Annotated in this window: 16 protein-coding genes and 1 pseudogene; 9 read left to right on the top strand and 8 right to left on the bottom strand. The window is 61.9% G+C overall.

Annotation, left to right across the window (positions count from 1 at the left end):
* The first annotated feature begins 235 nt into the window (after positions 1 to 235).
* The 9 genes and pseudogenes from F9929_RS21315 to cysC all read left to right on the top strand — a co-directional run.
* Positions 236 to 1,354, top strand: coding sequence for a calcium-binding protein (locus F9929_RS21315; protein ID WP_193227864.1), 1,119 nt, complete (start codon positions 236 to 238; stop codon positions 1,352 to 1,354).
* Positions 1,355 to 1,682: 328 nt separating this feature from the next.
* On the top strand, positions 1,683 to 2,168 hold the full coding sequence (locus tag F9929_RS21310; RefSeq protein ID WP_152048571.1) for a GtrA family protein: 486 nt from the start codon (positions 1,683 to 1,685) through the stop codon (positions 2,166 to 2,168).
* A 43-nt stretch (positions 2,169 to 2,211) separates the two neighbouring features.
* Entirely contained in the window at positions 2,212 to 3,042 is an 831-nt protein-coding gene (locus F9929_RS21305) for a glycosyltransferase family 2 protein (protein WP_152048570.1), read from the top strand.
* Positions 3,030 to 4,019 (top strand): lysylphosphatidylglycerol synthase domain-containing protein, encoded by a 990-nt coding sequence (locus F9929_RS21300; protein WP_152048569.1) that lies wholly within the window; start codon positions 3,030 to 3,032, stop codon positions 4,017 to 4,019. Before F9929_RS21305 ends, F9929_RS21300 begins: the two co-directional genes overlap by 13 nt.
* Positions 4,016 to 5,479, top strand: coding sequence for a hypothetical protein (locus F9929_RS21295; RefSeq protein WP_152048568.1), 1,464 nt, complete (start codon positions 4,016 to 4,018; stop codon positions 5,477 to 5,479). The genes F9929_RS21300 and F9929_RS21295 overlap by 4 nt, the downstream gene beginning before the upstream one ends.
* The gene (locus F9929_RS21290; protein ID WP_152048567.1) at positions 5,476 to 5,892 is read left to right on the top strand and encodes an HAD family hydrolase; all 417 of its coding nucleotides are present in this window, start codon (positions 5,476 to 5,478) and stop codon (positions 5,890 to 5,892) included. Before F9929_RS21295 ends, F9929_RS21290 begins: the two co-directional genes overlap by 4 nt.
* Complete coding sequence (locus tag F9929_RS21285; RefSeq protein ID WP_210251369.1) at positions 5,889 to 6,647, top strand: glycosyltransferase family 2 protein; 759 nt, start codon at positions 5,889 to 5,891, stop codon at positions 6,645 to 6,647. Before F9929_RS21290 ends, F9929_RS21285 begins: the two co-directional genes overlap by 4 nt.
* Complete coding sequence (locus F9929_RS21280) at positions 6,647 to 8,059, top strand: hypothetical protein (RefSeq protein ID WP_152048566.1); 1,413 nt, start codon at positions 6,647 to 6,649, stop codon at positions 8,057 to 8,059. Before F9929_RS21285 ends, F9929_RS21280 begins: the two co-directional genes overlap by 1 nt.
* Before the next feature lie 54 nt (positions 8,060 to 8,113).
* Positions 8,114 to 8,755: pseudogene (gene cysC / locus F9929_RS21275) on the top strand (adenylyl-sulfate kinase); the annotation flags it as partial.
* Positions 8,756 to 8,780: 25 nt separating this feature from the next.
* Here the strand turns inward: cysC and F9929_RS21270 are convergent.
* From F9929_RS21270 to F9929_RS21240, 8 genes are all read right to left on the bottom strand, one after another.
* Entirely contained in the window at positions 8,781 to 9,635 is an 855-nt protein-coding gene (locus tag F9929_RS21270; protein ID WP_152048564.1) for a M23 family metallopeptidase, read from the bottom strand.
* A 152-nt stretch (positions 9,636 to 9,787) separates the two neighbouring features.
* The gene (locus F9929_RS21265; RefSeq protein ID WP_152048563.1) at positions 9,788 to 10,156 is read right to left on the bottom strand and encodes a hypothetical protein; all 369 of its coding nucleotides are present in this window, start codon (positions 10,154 to 10,156) and stop codon (positions 9,788 to 9,790) included.
* Between the two features lie 80 nt (positions 10,157 to 10,236).
* Positions 10,237 to 11,301: a dTDP-glucose 4,6-dehydratase gene (gene rfbB, locus F9929_RS21260; RefSeq protein ID WP_152048562.1), complete on the bottom strand. Its 1,065-nt coding sequence runs from the start codon at positions 11,299 to 11,301 to the stop codon at positions 10,237 to 10,239.
* A 3-nt stretch (positions 11,302 to 11,304) separates the two neighbouring features.
* Complete coding sequence (gene rfbC, locus F9929_RS21255; protein ID WP_152048561.1) at positions 11,305 to 11,874, bottom strand: dTDP-4-dehydrorhamnose 3,5-epimerase; 570 nt, start codon at positions 11,872 to 11,874, stop codon at positions 11,305 to 11,307.
* Between the two features lie 393 nt (positions 11,875 to 12,267).
* A complete protein-coding gene (locus tag F9929_RS24185) occupies positions 12,268 to 12,435 on the bottom strand; it encodes a hypothetical protein (RefSeq protein WP_193227863.1) in 168 nt (55 codons plus the stop codon).
* 47 nt (positions 12,436 to 12,482) lie between these two features.
* The gene (locus tag F9929_RS21250; protein WP_152048560.1) at positions 12,483 to 14,426 is read right to left on the bottom strand and encodes a tetratricopeptide repeat protein; all 1,944 of its coding nucleotides are present in this window, start codon (positions 14,424 to 14,426) and stop codon (positions 12,483 to 12,485) included.
* Positions 14,414 to 15,508, bottom strand: a complete 1,095-nt coding sequence (locus F9929_RS21245) for a glycosyl hydrolase family 8 (protein ID WP_235919495.1) — start codon at positions 15,506 to 15,508, stop codon at positions 14,414 to 14,416. Before F9929_RS21245 ends, F9929_RS21250 begins: the two co-directional genes overlap by 13 nt.
* Positions 15,505 to 17,871: a cellulose biosynthesis cyclic di-GMP-binding regulatory protein BcsB gene (locus tag F9929_RS21240; RefSeq protein ID WP_152048559.1), complete on the bottom strand. Its 2,367-nt coding sequence runs from the start codon at positions 17,869 to 17,871 to the stop codon at positions 15,505 to 15,507. The genes F9929_RS21245 and F9929_RS21240 overlap by 4 nt, the downstream gene beginning before the upstream one ends.
* Positions 17,872 to 17,890 lie beyond the last annotated feature (19 nt).

The raw sequence follows: 17,890 nt of genomic DNA, 5'->3' as shown, positions 1-17,890 counted from the left end.
CCCACTGCCTAGAGGCCATTGGAAGGTCAGTAGGTCATCCGTTTCTACATGTTCGGAAAAGCTGGAAGCGAGTTTCTCGTATCGTCGTCGCGGTTTTCAGCGTCAACACGTAATCACGTAATATCCGTTACCCATGATAGAAAGAACGATACTGGATGCGCTCTATCTTAAGGGAATGTCAGTAGTAGGGTGCAAAATATAAATCTTGTATCGCTTTGAGGTCTCTATGTTTGGCATGGCGCGTTCGCTGGATCAGATCGTCGGCATTTCCTTTTCGGGAACAGCCGCAACGGAAGAGATTGTTGGAACGTCGAACAACGATCTTCTGACTGCAGGATCGGGCAACGACACAATCTATGGCGGCTTGGGAGCCGACACCATCACGGCGATGCCTTTGGCAGGCGAGAGCGTCCAGATCTACGGCGGCCGATCCTCCGGCGATGTCGAGGATGGAGCCGATCAGATTACGTTTACCGGAGAGGGATCGGGCCAGATTTTCAGCAACGCTGGAGACGACGTCATCCTGTATCGCGCCCTGGGCAACGGCACCATTTTTGGAGGTCTCGGCAACGACGAGATTACCATCTTGAATAAAGCGAACAACTTGGTTGTCGCAGGTCCAGGCAATGACGCCATCACGATCGACAGTCTCGCCAACAACACCGTTTTCGGCGGCGCCGGGATCAGCGATCCATCGGACGGTGCCGACAGGATCATTATCCGCGGCAACGGGCAGAACCTCGTTTATTCTAATTCCGGTAATGATGATATCTTCATTGGCGGATCCGGCCATAACACGGTCTATGCGGGTCTCGGTGACGACGTGGTTCGTATCCAAGGCGGTGGATCGAATGTGATCTTTGGCGGGTCAGGCATCGACCGGATCACCGTCGAAGGCAGTGGCAACAATACGATTTACGGAGGCAACAGCGTCAACGATGGCCAGGATGCAGCCGATATCATCACCATCGTAGGCGACGGACACAATGTCGTTTACGCCAATGGCGGAGACGATTTGGTTCGCATCCAAGGAAGCGTGTCGGCGACGATATATGGCGGCGCCGGGAGCGATACGATCCTAGGCGGCGACGGACTCGACGTCATTGTCGGCGGACCCGGGCTCAACTTCCTCACCGGAGGAGCAGGCGCCGATACCTTCGTCCATGTATCGGGTGCGCGGGATGTCGTCGAAGATTTCGACTTCTATCGTGGAGACCGCATCGATACCAACGGACAGGCTACGACGCTCGCCTGGGCAAGCGACGGCACTCTCTTTGTGAATTTCGCCGACCAAAGCTTCGTTGCCATACACAATGCTCGGCCAGAACTCTCGACACAGGATTTTCTAATCTAAGAGCGATCGTTCCCATCTCGAATAGCGAATGGTGCGAGGGGGTGCCCTTCTTCCTCGCTATCGCATCGGGGCGTGCCCAAAGACCTGTTGCGGATCAATCCCACCCTTCTTTCCAAGATGCCGTGACGCTGGACACAAAAATAGGATTGTGGTTCTGACGACAAAGGCTCGACCTGCGCAGGCGTTGGCCGGATCGTTGCGCCTTTTGCTGAAGATGTTCGTTGCTTAATCCTTCCGACGATTTTGTTAAAGCAGGTTGGATGACTAGAGCCGGCATCCGGACTGGAAAGCATACTGTGTCTGAAGATGGACAAGGCTTCGATCTGTGATGAGGCAGACTTCTCCAGTCGATGGGCATCCCGCACGCCCTATCCGAATTCATGGCTTCGTTCTGATCTCGGGAATGGGATGGCTGTTGGATCTCGCCATCATGACGAGCCTTACCGCCGCTGGAATGCCCGTTTTTCTGGCCAATTGCGTCAGCGCCGGCATCGCCGTCAGCTTCGTCTTCCTGATCGCTCAGCGCCGAACCTTCGTGCATGACGGATCTTGGATCATAGGCAAGTTCGCAGCCTATGCATTGTACAACGCCATCGCGATCTTGCTGGCATCTCTGGCTATTGCCGCTTTGGCGCACACGGTCTTCGAGCCGATACTTGCGACCCTCGCATCGGTCGTCTCGTTGGTTGTCGATCCGAATTGGCGACTCGCCTTGGCCTCCATTCTCGCCAAGGTGGCGGTCACGCCGCTGACGCTTTACGCCAACTTCCTGTTCATGGGATGGCTCCTTGAGGGGAAAGCGTCTCTCCGGTGAAGAGGCGTAGTGTCGAAGTCCCCGTAACCGTAAGAAGCGTATGATGGCTGACAGGATCCTCGTCTTCGTGCCGATGTATAATTGCGCTCCGCAGATCGCGCGGGTGCTGCAGTCCTTCGAAAATGCATCGAACGCCACGCCGTTCGCAGGACTGATCTGCGTCGACAACCGCTCCACCGACGACACGCAGCACGCGGCCCGGACAGCTCTGCCGAAGATTGCGGTTCCGAACTGGGCACTTCTGGAGAATGTCGAGAATTACGGGCTTGGCGGCTCCCACAAGGTTGCGATCCGCTACGGCCTGGAGAACGGCTACAGCCATCTCGTGGTTCTCCATGGCGACGACCAGGGGTCCGTGACCGACATCCTGCCGTTGATCGCGCAAGGCGTCCATCGCCAAGTCGATTGCCTTCTTGGCGCGCGCTTTATGAAGGGATCACGCCTCGTCGGCTACTCGTGGCTTCGCACCGCAGCCAACGAGGTCTTCAATCGCATCTTCTCGCTTGCGGCCAAGCAGCGCCTCTTCGATCTTGGCTCCGGCTTGAACATGTACCGGCTTTCGATTTTCCAAGACGGTTTCCATCATCGTTTCGCCGACGATCTGACGTTCAACTATTATATGATCCTGGCCACCGCTCGGCGTGGTCTGTCGCATCGTTTCTTTCCGCTGACATGGCGGGAAGAAGATCAGGTGTCGAACGCCAAGCTGTTCCGCCAGGGCCGTCGCATGCTCGTCATGCTGCGACGCATGTTCACGGCTCCAGAGGCGTTCCTGGCCGACGAGCACCGCGCCAAGCCACGCGAAGCCTATGATTTCCGGATCGTGGCGTCGAAGGATGCCGAAGAAGCGGGGAAACGTCCATGGCTAGGCTAGGCCGCTATTGGACGGCTATCGCCATTCCTCTTCTCCTGATCGCGCTGGTGCTGCCGACGCGCCTCGACATGGTGCCGGAAGGCGTGGAAAGAACGGCAGGACCACCCTATCTCGCTGCGGCCGCGCTCGTTTATCTTTTCGCGCATGTCCTACGGGCCGCACGCTTTTCTCTGATCGCGGCGCGTATCGTACCCTTGCGCATGCGCACGATGGGGATGCTCTACTTCAACGCCGCGCCCGTTTCGCTGCTGGTTCCCTTCAAGCTCGGCGAACTCTACCGCCTGCAGCAACTGGTGATGCTGGCGGGCAATATCGTGCGTCCGCTGTTGATCCTGCTTCTGGAAAAGGCCTTCGATGCCTTCGTGCTCCTTGTGGCGCTTGCCATTCTCGTGGGCACCGGGACACTGCCTTCGGCGCTTTATCCGTTGAGCTTCATGCTGCTTCTGCTTCTGGCTGCCGGCGTTGCCACGTTGACGGTTCTGCGTCCGGCGCTTGGTTCGATCCAGCAATATATCGTGGAAGTGCATTTCTCTTCGCGATCGCTGAAGGTGCTTCGCTTCCTCGATTTCATGCGCCATTCCACGGAGATCGCCAAAGCCTGCATCAAAGGCAATCTGGGATCGGTCCTGTGTCTTTCGGTGATGATCTGGATGCTGGAAGCCTTGACGCTGTCGCTGATCGTGCCGGCGATGACGGGAGGAACCACGCTTCTTGCGGTTTCTTCCTTGTCGCTTTCCCTGACGCCTGGGAGTGGGTTGCCCGGTGCTTCGTCTGATCTGGTGCTGACATACGGCGTCATCGCCACGGCAAGCCTGCTCTTCGTCTGGCCCTTCGCAACGCTGGCCTATCTGCAGCAGGTGACGCAGCCCGACTGGCGCCCCTTGCGCCCAGTCGTGCTCGACACCCCGCCGGTACGTCTCGCCGCATTCGCAGAACCCCGCAGCCTTCGGCTCCACGTCGCGAGGAAATCCCTTTGAGCCGTAGCCTGACCATCGTCTACGACGATCGCGAGGCGCCGCCGGTCGAGATCGAGAGCATCATCGGATCCGCGCGCTTCTCCGAGATCCTACATCGCCGCATATCGCTTGGGGAGACGATCCGGCGAGAGGTGCGACGCGGCGGAGCCAGCGACTTCTTCCACCTTCTTGATCCGCGCGACGCTAAACATCTGGCTGAGCTCGCCGAGAGTGGCAGCGACACGCACATCTTCCTGCTTCTGCCCTCCTCCTTCATGCCGACGAATCCCGAAGGCCTCGCCAACCTGGTCGCCAAGGCGGCATTCGCCCTGCGCAGCACCTTCGCGATGAAGACAACCAACGGTGAAGGTCCGGTCCTTCTCCTGCGCAACGATCTCGTCGCCTTGCTTCGGGCACCGAACCCGGCGACCGCGCGCGAAATCCTCCTTCACCTATCCCAGCAAGCTCCCGCCATGCTCGACCATTGCGGCTTCGTTGATCTGCGGCAACCGGACGCCTTTATCGATTTCATCAACGGCGCCACCGAAAGCCGCCATTTTAACGCCATCCGGATCGACAGGCACGTCTTCAGCAAGACCTCGACGGATCGCGACAAGATGGCCCGCGAATATGCCTTCTTTGGTTTGGCACCGGAAAGGATGAAGCCGTTCCTGATCACGAGCTTCGACTTCTTCGACGACGGCGCACGCGCCGGCTATTCCACCGAACGCCTTGCCGTTCCGGACGCGGCGCTGCAACTCATCCATCGTGCTTTCGACGAGGGTTCCTTCGGGGCGCTGGTGGAGACCTTCTTCGCTTTTCTTGCCGCGCGTCCCGTCAAACCGATGGAGCGCGAGGGAGTTCGGGCCGTGGCGCGCGACGCGATCCTCGGCAAGATGCACCAACGGCTCGATCTTCTCCTCACGACGGCTCCCGGCCGACGGCTGGATGCTCTTCTGGTCGAGGCTGGACCTTACGGAGGCATCGCTTCCATGCGTGAGAGGGCCGCAGCGTTGATCGAAGCCGCTATCGCCCGCGATCCGTCCGACGCTCTCGCTTTCGGCCACGGCGATCCCTGCTTGTCCAACATCCTCTTCGACCGGCGCACCCGGCTGTTCCGGTTGATCGATCCGCGGGGCGCGCGTAACGATGCGGAAGCATGGATGCATCCCCTTTATGACCTCGCCAAATTCAGCCATTCGGTGCTGGGCGGCTACGACTTCGTCAACAATGATCTCTTCGAATGTTCGCTGGATGCCGAATTGAAGTTCGTTCTTCGCCTGCACGACGACGGACCACCGGCCTCCTTCCGTGCCATTCTGGAGCGTCACCTCGCCGAGACCGGCCTCGATCTCGGGATCGTGCGCGCCTACGAACTCTCGCTCTTCATGTCGATGATGCCCCTCCACATCGACCACCCCCGCAAGCTCGCTGGTTTCGCGATGCTGGCAGCGCGCATCATTCGGGAACTCGAAGCATGATCAAGAACGACAACGTCCTTGTGGTGGATATCGACGGTACGCTCTGTCCAGCCGAGCGGGGCGATACGAGCTATGCCGATCTGGCTCCCGAGCCCTTGCTGGTGAAGCGCTTGCAGGAACTTGCATCCGCCGGATGGCACATCATCCTTCATTCCTCGCGCAACATGCGCAGCTACAACGGCAATACGGGCGTGATCAACGCCAAGACCCTTCCGGTTCTCCTCGAATGGCTGGGGCGCCATGAGGTGCCTTATCACGAGATCTACATGGGAAAGCCATGGCCGGGTCATAACGGCTTCTATATCGATGACCGCGCAGTGCGCCCGCGCGAGTTCCTGGAACACACCCAGGAGGAGCTCCTCGCTCTTTGCGAGCGCGACCGCGTCGCCAAGCAGGTGGCTTCCTCCCGATGAGCGCGGGCACGGTCGCCATCACCATGGCCGGTTTCGGAAATCGCTTCCGGGACGCAGGCTACGACTTGCCGAAATATCGGATCGAAGCGCTGGGGCGACCTCTCTTCGACTGGTCGATGCTGTCGCTCGATGCCTTTCGCGAGGCGAACTGGCGCTTTTCGTTCGCTGTTCGCCGGGACGACGGGCAGGAAGACTTCATCCGCGCCCGCTGCGCCGCGCTTGGCCTGTCCGTCGGCGAACTTCTCGCCCTCGACGCCCCGACCAACGGTCAGGCGACCACCGCCCGGCTTCTCGCCGCCGTATCGCCGCCTGACGAGCCTTTCGCGATCTACAACATCGATACATTCGTGCGCCCCGGCGCCATGCGGCCAACGCCTGACGAAGCGGATGTCGCAGGCTGGATTCCCTGTTTTCCGGGGCCGGGGGAAGGGTGGTCGTTCGCCCGCCTGGATGACGAAGGCCGCGTCGTCGAGTTGCGTGAGAAGTCGCGAATTTCGTCCCATGCGACGCTGGGGCTCTACGGGTTCGCGAGCGCCCGCCTGTTTCTGGAAACCTACGACCGGTATTTCGCGAACGGCAACGAGGAAAAAGGCGAGCGCTACGTCGCTCCCATGTACAACGATCTCATCGCAGGCGATTTGAAGGTGCGCATCGCCGAGGTCGTCCTTGCCGACGTCGGCATGCTGGGCACGCCTGCACAAGTTCGCGACTTCATTTCCCATCCCCCCGCCGCCGCACGCGATCTGGCCGTTTGATGATCCTTCCGACCCTTCCTATCCGGCGACGCCAAGCAGCTCTGGAAACCTTGCCTCCCTCAGGAGCGTGGCAGGTTCTTCTCGCGCTTCTCGTTTTTACGAGCCTGTCGTTCCTGCGCAACGCCTACGCCTTTTCCTATCCCATCCTTTATGGCGAGGATGGCTATTGGATAGGCCGGATCATGGTCGAAGGTTTTTGGCATATCCTCGTCCATGCCCGATCGGACTACATGGTTGCAGGTCTCATCGGATTGGAAGGGCTAGCACTTTTCGCAACACGAGCTTTGTTCCTGTCGGACATCTCCGCTTTGCCGCAGATGATCGCAGTTATTGCTTCGCTTATTTTCGGATTCGTTGCGACGCTGCCGCTTCTTACCCTGAGGGACCGACTGCATTCGGGGTTCTGCTGGCTGATCGGGCTGGCGATCGTGCTTTTGCCGGTCGGGCGTGATGGCTATGAAATCTTCGGACGTATCCTCAATCTCGGCTTCTACATGCCGGTGATCGCACAGTTCGCGCTTTTTGCTCTGCTCTACCGCCAGCCATCACGATGGGCCATGCTGTTGCTTCATATCGCCGTTTTGGCTTTGATGTGGAGCTTTCCGGTCGTCATCGGACAATATGTGGTCTTCATCATTTTCGACTCGTTGTCGCGCCGAAGAAACGGCGAGCCTTTTGTGCTACCCGTCCTTGCTCATCTCGCGATGCTGGCTCTTGGCATATTGAGTCTTGATCCGATTGCGCTCACCGCATCGGGGGGGATTCCGCTACCCTTCAAGCCGGCAAGCTTCCTGGAGTTCGCGGTTGCGCGCAGCACGATCTTCCCCCTCCTCGCGCCAGTCTATCATCATCTTACGGACGCCACGACGCTCGCCGTCTTCGCCGCGCTCTTGGTAAGCGTCGGTATCTATTCGCGCCGCTTCGGTCCCGGCACGATCAAATTACTCGATTACAGGATTTTTTTGTTTCTGAACTTTGGAGTGATGTGGGCAGCAACTCTTGTAATGCGAAAGGGCCTGACAAGCATCCTTGACAACTACGTCACGTCGTTCCCCGATCGCTACTTCACGGGAGTCAACATCATGTTCCTTACGGCATGGATGGTGTTCGGACTCAGCAATCCCTCCATGCTTTATCGCCGTTTTGCAGCAATCGGATTTGGAGCATTGATCCTGTGCTGGCTTGGCACCGTTCCCGTGTTCCAGCGTAGCATAACCGATATGGAGCAGCGCGACTTTGGGACTTTCCGTGATACGATCTGCGACACGGCGGCCGGACGCGGCACGCTCCTGCCGGCTCCCGCACCACGCATGGTCGCATTGCCGATTTATCCAAACGCTCCGGATAACCCGTGGCGCATATCCGTTCCTCGTCCGATCTTCGATCAAACCGTTAAGGCACAATGCCGTTGATGCCGGTTCCCCGAGATCGTCCCTCGCCGAACCATCCACCATCCGGACCATCGTCTTATGGATAAAACGACATCGGGTGGTTTCGACCTTTCCTATCGCCGTGCATCCGAGGTGCGCTGGCAGGCGCACGACCTGACCAAGGCCGTGCGGGCGGAAACCCTTGGCCAGCGCCCTGGCGTTCTCTGGTTCACGGGCCTCTCCGGCGCCGGCAAGTCCACCATCGCCAATCTGGTGGAAAAGAAGCTCTTCGCGCTCGGAAAGCACACCTATCTCCTGGATGGGGACAATGTCCGGCACGGATTGAACCGCGACCTCGGCTTCACGTCCGAGGATCGTACCGAAAATATCCGCCGGATCGCCGAAGTGGCCAAGCTCTTCGCGGATGCGGGTCTCATCGTCCTTTGCGCTTTCATCGCGCCCTTTCGATCCGAACGAGAGTTGGCGCGAGACCTTCTGGAAGAAGGCGAGTTTGTCGAGATCTTCGTGGACGCCCCCTTGGCAGTAGCGGAAGCTCGCGATCCGAAAGGCCTCTACAAGAAGGCCCGTGCCGGATTGCTCAAGGATTTCACAGGGATCGATAGCCCCTATGAAATTCCATCAAATCCCGAACTCCACCTGCGCACCGAGCTCTTGCCGCCCGAAGAGCTGGCGGATGCCGTGGTGGAACATCTACGACATCACGGCCGTCTCGGATAAAAGCCGTTTCCTTCCGAAAGGCCGGCTACTCGACCACTTGAGATTGCGAACGGGACTCGATGACCGCTCCCTTTCGAAGGAGACTCACCTGCCAGCGGTAGGTGCCGGGTTCGACCGTTCGATGACGTCCCGCTATCTGTGAGTGGACGGCTCGCGGGGCGATAAGGCCATCGCTCGTATGATCGATCAACGTCTGCCCATCGGGCGCTTCCAGCCGAATGCGGATCTGGTCTCCAGCTTCTAGATCGGCAAACCAGCCCCAACTCAGAATCTGTCCTTGCCCGGCATTCAGCCCTTCCGGCGCGCCGTTCTGCACCAGACCGTCATAATCGAAGCCGGCTCCCGTCAAACCTGCATCAATGATGTGTCGCCGCGCCTTCGAAAGCCAGACAAGGGCGTCGTCGGACCAGAGTCCGTCACGATCGGTCATTTGGGGCGAACAGCCTGATCCGACCTTGCGACCGGACATGGGATCGACCGCGACTTCATTCTGACGAACGGTCACATGCACATGGGGAAACTGAACGAGTCCGGAAGCGCCGATAAGACCGATCTTGTCGCCGCGTCGAACGCTTTGCCCGGGTTGGACCGCAACGGAGCCTTGCTTGAGATGGCAATATTGAACGCTCCATCCCGCGCCGTGATCAATGACAAGTCCGTTGCCGCATTCCTTGCCGGCGACGAGCTTGCGCTCGTCGCTTTTTAGAAGACGCTCGGGTTCGCCGTCTCGAAGTCGCAGGACACGCCCATCGGCCATCGCGACGACAGCCACCCCCTTTTCGGCGTCATTCATCGACGGAACCCGGATGTCGACGCCGTCATGCGTGTCGTATGTGGCATGCCCGCAAAAGGGATCGAGAGCGTCCGGGCCGCTCGCCATGTCCGGATATTGTTGGACTAGGCATTGGGTCGAAGGATCGCAGATCGCTGGAACCGAGAAACGCGGCCGGGCATCCTGCGCTAGAGCTTCGGGCAGCAGGAAGGCTGAGGCCGAGAAGGCGAGTATCGCAAGCGCTATTCGAGCAAGAGTCCTCACTTCGGATACCAACGCTGCATGAAGGTATGAAAGCCGGCAGGCATGCAGGATTCCCCGCTTTCTACCGCGCGGAGATGGCTGATCGCGACACCGTCGCGGCGCAAGCTCCAAACAGGAGAACCCTCACCGCATTCGCGACAACGAAAATGTCGATCGGATACAAGAACGGAAATGCGGGATCGGTTGTCCTGAACGAGATCGAATATCTCATGAGGACCATTTCCGCCCCGCTCGTCGTGACCGCAATGCGGACAAACGAGAACCGTTGGTCCGGCGGCCTCTGGCGGAGCATCCGCATAGGCCCGCTTCGATATATCGAGGAAGAAAGACTGCTCTTCGCTGAGTAGAAATTGCCGCCCGCTCATGAACTGATCCTTGGTTCTGGGCGGAAGCGGAGACCTGCGGCATTGCAATGTCGCAGGAACGAGTTTGCATCTTCCAGCGCTTAACCAACCGCCGAAACGCCCAGCCTCCCACCGCCATAGCGCTTGTCGCGGATCGGGCGCCACCAGGCTTCGTTGTCGAGGAACCAGCGGATGGTCTTTTCCAAGCCTGTTTCAAAGGTCTCCTCGGCGCGCCAGCCAAGCTCAGTCTCGATGCGCGTGGCGTCGATCGCGTAGCGCAGGTCGTGGCCGGGACGGTCGGTGACGAAGGAGATCAGCTCGCGCCGCGACGTGCCGTCGGCGAGCGGCGACAGGCGGTCCAGCGTGTCGCAGATCGTTTTCACTACGCCAAGGTTCGAGCGCTCGTTGCGCCCGCCAATATTGTAGGAGCGGCCGGGCTCGCCCTTCGTGGCGACGAGCGCCAAGGCTTTCGCGTGATCGTCGACGTAAAGCCAGTCGCGCACGTTCTCGCCGTGGCCGTAGACCGGAAGCTTCTGCCCTTCCAGCCCGTTCAGGATCATCAGCGGGATGAGCTTTTCGGGAAAATGGAACGGCCCGTAATTGTTGGAGCAGTTCGAGAGCACCACCGGCATGTGGTAGGTGTGGTACCACGCCATGGCGAGATGGTCGGAACTTGCCTTCGACGCCGAGTAAGGCGAGGAGGGCGCATAGGGCGTGTCCTCGGTGAAGAGGCCCCCCTCCAGAGGCAAGTCGCCATAGACTTCGTCCGTCGAGATGTGATGGAAGCGGAAGGTCTCGCGTTTCTCCGCCGGCAGTGCGGACCAGTAGGCGCGCGCCGCTTCCAGGAGCTCGTAGGTGCCGACGATGTTGGTGCGGATGAAATCGCCCGGACCATCGATGGAGCGGTCGACATGGCTTTCGGCCGCCAGATGCATGATCGCGTCGGGCTGCTCCGCGCGAAGGAGACCGGCCACGAAGGCGCGATCGCAGATATCACCCTCGGCGAAGCGATAGCGCGGATCGTTCTCGATGGAGGCGAGCGAGGTCAGGCTCGCCGCATAGGTCAGCTTATCGAGATTGACCACCGAATGATCCGTTTCGCCGATCAGATGACGGCAAACGGCCGAGCCGATGAAGCCGGCGCCGCCGGTGACAAGGATCTTCATGGATCAGCTCCCGGTATAATCGAAGTGGGGATTGGCTTCAGCGAGCGTCGGGGCCTTCGCGTCCTTGTCCGATAGAACGGGCGCGTGCCCTTCGAGCGGCCACTGGACGCCGATCGCCGGGTCGTCGAAGCGGATGGAGCGGTCATGCGCGCCCGAATAAGGGGCGGAAACCTTGTAGAAGACCTCCGTGTCCGGCTCGAGCGTCAGGAAGCCGTGGGCGAAGCCGACGGGCACGAGAAGCTGGTTGAATGCATCGGCCGAGAGTTCGAGCGCTACCCAGCGCTTGTAGGTCGGCGAGCCTCGGCGGATATCGACGACCACGTCGAGGATGCGGCCCCGAAGAACACGCACGAGCTTATCCTGCGCGAAGGGCGGCTCTTGGTAATGAAGGCCGCGCAGCGTGAAGGGTTCGGCCGAATAGGACTGGTTGTCCTGCATCCAGTCGATGTCGATGCCGACCTCGCCAAGGCGCGAACGGTTGAACGTTTCAGCAAAGAACCCACGCCCGTCCCCGAACTTGCGAGGCTTCAGTTCCCGGATCTCGGGGATCTCCAGGGAGCGGATCTCAAGCATCGAAGTTCCTACCACATCATATCGTAGTTGGGTCTTCTGCGCGATCTTGATTAGATGAACAAGAGGAGAGCGCTATCCGTTCGAGGATAGGAATAGCGTAGAGTTGGGGATTTTACCTCTTCAAGTTCCGGCTGTGAGAACATCTCGATCACCCTATTGCTCGCGATCGCGTGTTCCCCAATTCCGTCCTTGGCAAACCCACCCTCTAGGGGACGATTCAGAACAATTACGGGCAACGAGGACGTATTCCATAACACGTCTCGACGCGCCGTCGCCAAGGTATGTCAGTTCCTGACGCTCTTGCCGAGCCCGTCAAAAGGTATGGCCTTCCGCTTCGGCAAAAGACGTCCCAGTATCTGTTCTAGCCAACGCTCCCCGTCGTCCAACAGCGTGTTAATTACCGGTGCGTAGACGAGGCTCAGAACCGTCGGCGAGTCCCAGCGTTGCGAACATCAGGAGTATGCCGGTCGCGATGGCCATGACGAAGGCGTCGAACAGTTCGGCTAGGCGCTTAGCGTGACCGTGCAGCTGTTCACCGATGCCAGCGGGAAGATGCTTCATGACAAGAAGCTTTGGCGATCACCATACCCACCTCCATGCGCGATGGCTCAGTTCCACATATCGTACTGCTCGTTCGACACGGCACCGATGCCGAAGCGGGTGTCCTTGGTGGAGCGGCGGCTGTTTTCCGCCTTGAAGACGCGGCGGGCTTCCTCGTAGCGGCCGAGCTTCAGGTTGGCCCAGCCGCGCAGGACTTCGGCGCCGCCGTTGCGGCCGTAGAGGTTTTGGCGCTTGTCGAGAAGCGAGATTGCCTCGGCATAGCGACGCTCCTTGAAGGCGGCGTTGGCCTGGGTCATCAGGCTGGCGTCGGCGCTTCCGCCGCCGGACTTGCCCTTGTGGGGCGCCTGCACCTGCGCCTTCGCCGCCACCTTGCGGGGCTCGGCGACCTGGAGGCTGGCGAGTTCCGGGAAGCTGTCGCCGAAGCGATCGGTGATCTCCTTCAGCTCGCCCTTGTTCTTGGAGCGCGCGGCGATCACCGCGAGACCCGTCACGCCTTCCTTCGTCGCCTGCCAGCCCACCGATTTGGCGAACCAGGCGCGGGCGTCCTCGAGCTTGTCTTTGGCGAGATAGTTCCAGCCGAGCGACTGCGCGCCGAGCGCCGACTTCGAGCGCTCCACGGCTTCGGAAAAGTCGCGCATCTCGTTCTCACCGAGCGTCGCTGAGGCGTCGTTTTCCGTCAAACGGCTCGACAGAAGCTCGACATAGATCTTGGCGAATTCGGGCGAGCGCGTCCGGTTCTCGCGGGCGAGCGTTTCGGCTTCGGGCGTCTTGCCGTCGCCGCGCAGGGCCAGGATGGTGCCTTCGGTGGCTTTCGGGTCGTCACCGAGGCGGCTCGCCGCCCTGAACCAGTCGGCGGCGCCCGCATAGTCGTTCTGGGCGTAGAGATACCAGCCCATGAGAAGGGCGTCGCCCTGGCTGCGGCTTTGCGCGATATCGGCAGCGAAGGCCTGAAGGCGCGCCAGGTCGGGCGCTACGAGGGACTCGCCTGCGGCGACCTTGCCGATCTGCCCGCGAAGCTCGTCGAAGCGCAAGGAGGCGAACTCGGTGGAGCCGTTCGGGAGTGGGCGGCCGAAGCCCGCCAGCGCTTCCGCGCCTTCCTTCGGCAGAAGCTGGGCGGCCTTCTGATAGGTGGCCAGACGCTGGCCTGGGTCCTCGCAGGATTTCAGGAGATAGGCGTAGGCGTCGAAGGCGCGGGCATTATTGCCGAGCCGCGCGTAGGCCTCGCCGAGCGACCAGAGAAGATCGATATTGGGACAGGTCAGAGCGCCCGGAGAGCGCTCGGCCGCCGCGACCACGGAGGCCCAGTCGCCGCGTGCCGTAGCGCCGCCCATCTCGAAGCGCGCGCGCTCCACTTCCATCTTGGATTTGAGATCGGCGGAAGGCTGCCAGCCCGGCATCGCCTTCGCCTTGGCCGCGATGGCCGCGTCGAGCCCGGCGAAGTCCTTGCGCGAGAACAAGGCCCAAAGGTCGCTCTCGTCGGCCTTCTCGTTCTTGGCGAACAGATCGGCCGGGGGCTGCCATTCGGGATGCAGCGTCTTCAACCGGCGGATCTCGGCGCCGACGCGCACGAGATCGCGGGTCGAGGCGTAATAACGAAGGGCCGCTTCATCCACCGCGCCCTCAGCGGCCTTCTCGTCGGTGGCGCTTGCGGGATCGACCACCGGCTGGAAATTGCCCGGCGCGGGGCTGGCGGCGGTGGGAGCGGGAGCCGCAGCGACGGGCGCCGAGAACGGATTGACGCCCGGCGTCACGGGAGCAACGGAAACCGGAGGCGGGGCGATCGCAAGGGCCGCCGGCACGCGGGTCACGGAAGGCGCGGAAGCGGGTACCGGGGCTGGGGCAGCGAAGACCGGAGCCGCGGGCGACGCGGAAGGCGCGGAAACGCTCGCGCCGCCGAAATCCGGGGCCGCCGGGCTCGAAGCCAGGGCCGTGCCGGCAAAGGCTAGAACCAGAAGAGAAGCCGAAAGCGTCAGGCTCTTTATCGCAGGCATTGAGGATACCTTTCCGCGAGCGCCATCAAGGCGAGAATGTGAAGAGTGCTTGGGTAATAGCTGGTGGGCTCGAAATTCTCGGCGCTTGCGGCCTTTGCCGCGCGTCCGAGCGCGCATTGCGCGACATCCGCCACCGCCCGGTAACCGGGATCGGTCAGAACATCCTTGGTAACGCCGGTGGCGAGATCCACCGTCCGGAAGCCGCCGGCTTGCGCCGACAAGGCGTCGGTGAACCCGGCGAGAAGCGGTTCGTCGGCATGCGTCGACCAGGCGAGATACAAGGGAATGCGCAGGGCGTTATAGCCGAACTCGGCGGGAAAGCCCTTCGCCGGGGCGGGCTGCTCGCCTTTCAGCGACGTCCAGTCCGCCGGGAGCCCGGCTTGGCCGAAGCGCGCGACCTTCGCCAAACGCAGCCCGTTCTCGGCAATCCCGGAGCGCTTCAGCTTCGGCGAAATCTCGCCCAGTTCCTCCAGCGCCGGAAATACCCAATAGGACAGGTTCACCACCGGCCCGTCGGGCTGATCCTCGGCTTTGAAGCCCTGAGCGCCCGGCAGCATCACCGTGCCGAAGGCGCTCGGGGCCGTGGTCTTGGCCATCACCGCCTCGACGATCGCCCTCGCCTCGTTTCGCCATTTCGGGCGGTCCCAGCGCTTGGCGGCGCGATAAAGCGCCCAGGCGATCAGGATGTCGCCGTCGGTGGCATTGTTGCGGTCGGTGATGTGGGGCGTGGCGTTCGGGTCCCAGCGCCACGCCGCCAGATCGTCGCCGCGCACGAAGAGTTCGGCCCTTGTCCAGCCCAGCATCCGCTCGAAGCCGGCGCGGTCGTCCGCCGCCACCGCGATCAGCAGGCCGTAGCCTTGGCCCTCGCTATGGCTGATGCCGCCGTTGACGTCGTCGATCACCCGGCCCTCGGGCGACACGAAGCGGCTCGCATAAAGCGCCCATGTCCCGAGGATAAGATCCTGCCCGCTTGGGGCGGCGATGGACGCGGCCACGGCCGTGACGGCCTTTGCGGGCGGCGTCGCCGCCAAGGGCCCCAGGATCGTCATGGCACCGGCCAGAAGCATTCCCATGCGGATCATGAATTGCGCTCGCCTACCGTGCGCAGGAACAAGGCCGTCGAGAAGCCGAGAAGCAGGAGCGTGCCGATGATCGCCACGAGATACTGTTCCGTATGGCGCGAGAACCAGCCGGCGAGCACCAGACGGGCATTGCCGAGGGAGCGCGGCTGCGTCTCGTAGAGCCGCTCGCTCGTCGCCTCGTGGCTCGATACCAAGCCCTTGTCGGCCGAGATCTCGGTCACCGCGCCGCCGAGCGAGGCCCAGCGATCGCGGGTGGTGGCCTTGAGGACACCCGACACGACCCGATCGGTGCCGGGCGCCGTCACCATGGTCCAGGACGAGGAGGCATGGGTCGGCGAAGGCATCTGCGCCACCGTCAGCGCGGCGTCGGGAGAGGGCGTGAAGAGCTTCGGGCTGGTCTGCGCGGACGCGAAGTTCGTGATCTGGCTCGCCGCCCAGCCGAAGGAGATCGAAAGGTCGTCCAGGGCGCGGTGGGCGCTGTTGGAGATCGCGGCGCCGCCGGCATTCACGGCTGCGGAGGGGTCCTCGGCAGCCTGCATGGCCGCCTTCATGGTGTCGGCTTCCGAAAGGGCGGCGCCGATGGAGGTAACGGGCCCGGCATTGGCCGCCGAGATGAGGCTCGCCGAGGAAGCGACCTCGTTGGCCGCATCGCCGGCTCTGGCGATGCGGATCGTGTCGAAGAGCTCGGGCGGCAGACCGCTCTGGCCCCCGAAGGCGATCAGGTCGTCGTCGAGATCCGTCGGCATGACGGATGTCGTCGTCACCGGCTGGAGCCGCCGCGTGGAACTGGCGATCTTGGCCACGAAGGTCGCCGCCGCGCCCAGAAGCTGGCGGTCGTAGTTCGGCACGAAGACGGTGACGCCCTTTTCCATCGCGCGGTTGGCTTCCGCGATGCCAGCCGTCATGGAGGAGATGTCCGGCGCGTGCCCGACCTGGGCGAAGCGCGGCATGGTGAAGGAGGAACTGTCGGACAGGGTGAAGCGCACCGGCGGGCTGGCCTGCGCCGCCACCTCGCACAGGGCGTCGGACGCGTTCGGCACCATCGCCTCCATGCGGAAGACGTTGATGCCCGGCTTCAGGGCGTTCAGCGGCACGCGCATCTTCTGCTGGCGCAACTGGCCGGATTTGGAGGACGACAGTTGAAGGGTCGTCACGACCTTGTCGTTGGCGCGGATGACGAGCTGGGCGTCTTCCTTCAAACCCGCCGAGAAGGAGGCGTCGAGCGCGATGGACGCGTAATCGTAGTCCGCCGCATAGAAGTCGGCGGGCAGGACGACGCGGAACTCGTTCTTGTAGGAGCGTCCGGCGAAAGGACGCGTATCGACGCCGAGTTCACCGAGCCGCACCGTTTCGCCGCTGCCGATCGCGCGGCCGCGATACATGACCAAGCTTTCCTGGCCCGCCAACGGGCCCGCTGGCTTAGAAAGGCGGGCGTAGGTCGCAAGATCGGCGAGGTTGCGGCGAACGTCGTCCGTCGAAACGCCGGACACGACGAGGGTCTGGCGCTCGCCGCCTTCCGAGGACAGGAGCGACACGAAGGGAATGTCGGTATTGCCCTTGGCTTCGCCGACAAGGGACGCCACTTCGGCCACCGTGCCGACCACGACGTCGAGGCCCGGCCCTTGCCCTTGCGTGTTGGCGAACTCCACCACCGGCGCGTCGAAATATCCCATCAGCGTCGCGGACTGGATGGCGTTCATCGTGCCGTCGATGGCCGGGGCCATCGCGGATTTCGCCAGGATGCCGCGCACGGCCACGCGCCCGTCGGCGCCCGGCCTGACGGCGCCGAGCTCGGCCAATCCACCGGGTGCCGGAGACACGCCCTCGTAGACGATGCCACTCGTGGCGGGATCGATATGGGTCCACAATTCATAGGTACCGGGAAGCGAGCAATCGACGCGGTGATGCTGTTCCACGAGGATGCGCACGGCGTTGAGGCCCGGCTGAAGAAGCCCCGCCGGAAGCTCGGCCGTGATCGCTTGGCGTCCCGACCGTCCGAGCGTGACGTCGCTCACCTGAAGGTCGTTGACGAGCACCTTCATGCGGGAATTCTCGGGCATCACCGAGATGGCGCTGTCGATGTTGAGAACGACGCGCGCCGGGGCGGCCGACTCCCTGGCCGTCACGAAAACCGGGAAGTCGAGCCGCCGGTTCTCACCGGAAAAGGAAAGCTGGTCGTTTTCCAAGGCAAAGCGGCGAAGGCCGGGGGAAGGGGCATTCGTCGCCGAAGCGAGAGCGGCGCTCGGCTGTCCGGCGCTCGGATCGAAGGCGGCGGGAGCGTTCGCTGCAAGAACAGCGCTCGCGGCGAACGTGGTGCCGAGGATCGTCGCCCCGGCAAGGGCATGGCGCAGACTGAAGCTCATGTCGGTCGTGCCTTTCACG

Origin of the sequence: Aureimonas psammosilenae (assembly GCF_009176975.1) — a bacterium.
Taxonomy (GTDB): domain Bacteria; phylum Pseudomonadota; class Alphaproteobacteria; order Rhizobiales; family Rhizobiaceae; genus Plantimonas; species Plantimonas psammosilenae.
This window is presented reverse-complemented; position numbering and strand designations above follow the sequence as displayed.

Coding starts and splice junctions, on each gene's coding strand:
- F9929_RS21315 (WP_193227864.1), top strand. CDS start 236: ATGGCGCGTTCGCTGGATCAGATCGTCGGCATTTCCTTTTCGGGAACA.
- F9929_RS21310 (WP_152048571.1), top strand. CDS start 1,683: ATGAGGCAGACTTCTCCAGTCGATGGGCATCCCGCACGCCCTATCCGA.
- F9929_RS21305 (WP_152048570.1), top strand. CDS start 2,212: ATGGCTGACAGGATCCTCGTCTTCGTGCCGATGTATAATTGCGCTCCG.
- F9929_RS21300 (WP_152048569.1), top strand. CDS start 3,030: ATGGCTAGGCTAGGCCGCTATTGGACGGCTATCGCCATTCCTCTTCTC.
- F9929_RS21290 (WP_152048567.1), top strand. CDS start 5,476: ATGATCAAGAACGACAACGTCCTTGTGGTGGATATCGACGGTACGCTC.
- F9929_RS21285 (WP_210251369.1), top strand. CDS start 5,889: ATGAGCGCGGGCACGGTCGCCATCACCATGGCCGGTTTCGGAAATCGC.
- F9929_RS21280 (WP_152048566.1), top strand. CDS start 6,647: ATGATCCTTCCGACCCTTCCTATCCGGCGACGCCAAGCAGCTCTGGAA.
- F9929_RS21270 (WP_152048564.1), bottom strand. CDS start 9,635: ATGGCGAGCGGCCCGGACGCTCTCGATCCCTTTTGCGGGCATGCCACA.
- F9929_RS21265 (WP_152048563.1), bottom strand. CDS start 10,156: ATGAGCGGGCGGCAATTTCTACTCAGCGAAGAGCAGTCTTTCTTCCTC.
- rfbB (WP_152048562.1), bottom strand. CDS start 11,301: ATGAAGATCCTTGTCACCGGCGGCGCCGGCTTCATCGGCTCGGCCGTT.
- rfbC (WP_152048561.1), bottom strand. CDS start 11,874: ATGCTTGAGATCCGCTCCCTGGAGATCCCCGAGATCCGGGAACTGAAG.
- F9929_RS24185 (WP_193227863.1), bottom strand. CDS start 12,435: ATGAAGCATCTTCCCGCTGGCATCGGTGAACAGCTGCACGGTCACGCT.
- F9929_RS21250 (WP_152048560.1), bottom strand. CDS start 14,426: ATGCCTGCGATAAAGAGCCTGACGCTTTCGGCTTCTCTTCTGGTTCTA.
- F9929_RS21245 (WP_235919495.1), bottom strand. CDS start 15,508: ATGATCCGCATGGGAATGCTTCTGGCCGGTGCCATGACGATCCTGGGG.
- F9929_RS21240 (WP_152048559.1), bottom strand. CDS start 17,871: ATGAGCTTCAGTCTGCGCCATGCCCTTGCCGGGGCGACGATCCTCGGC.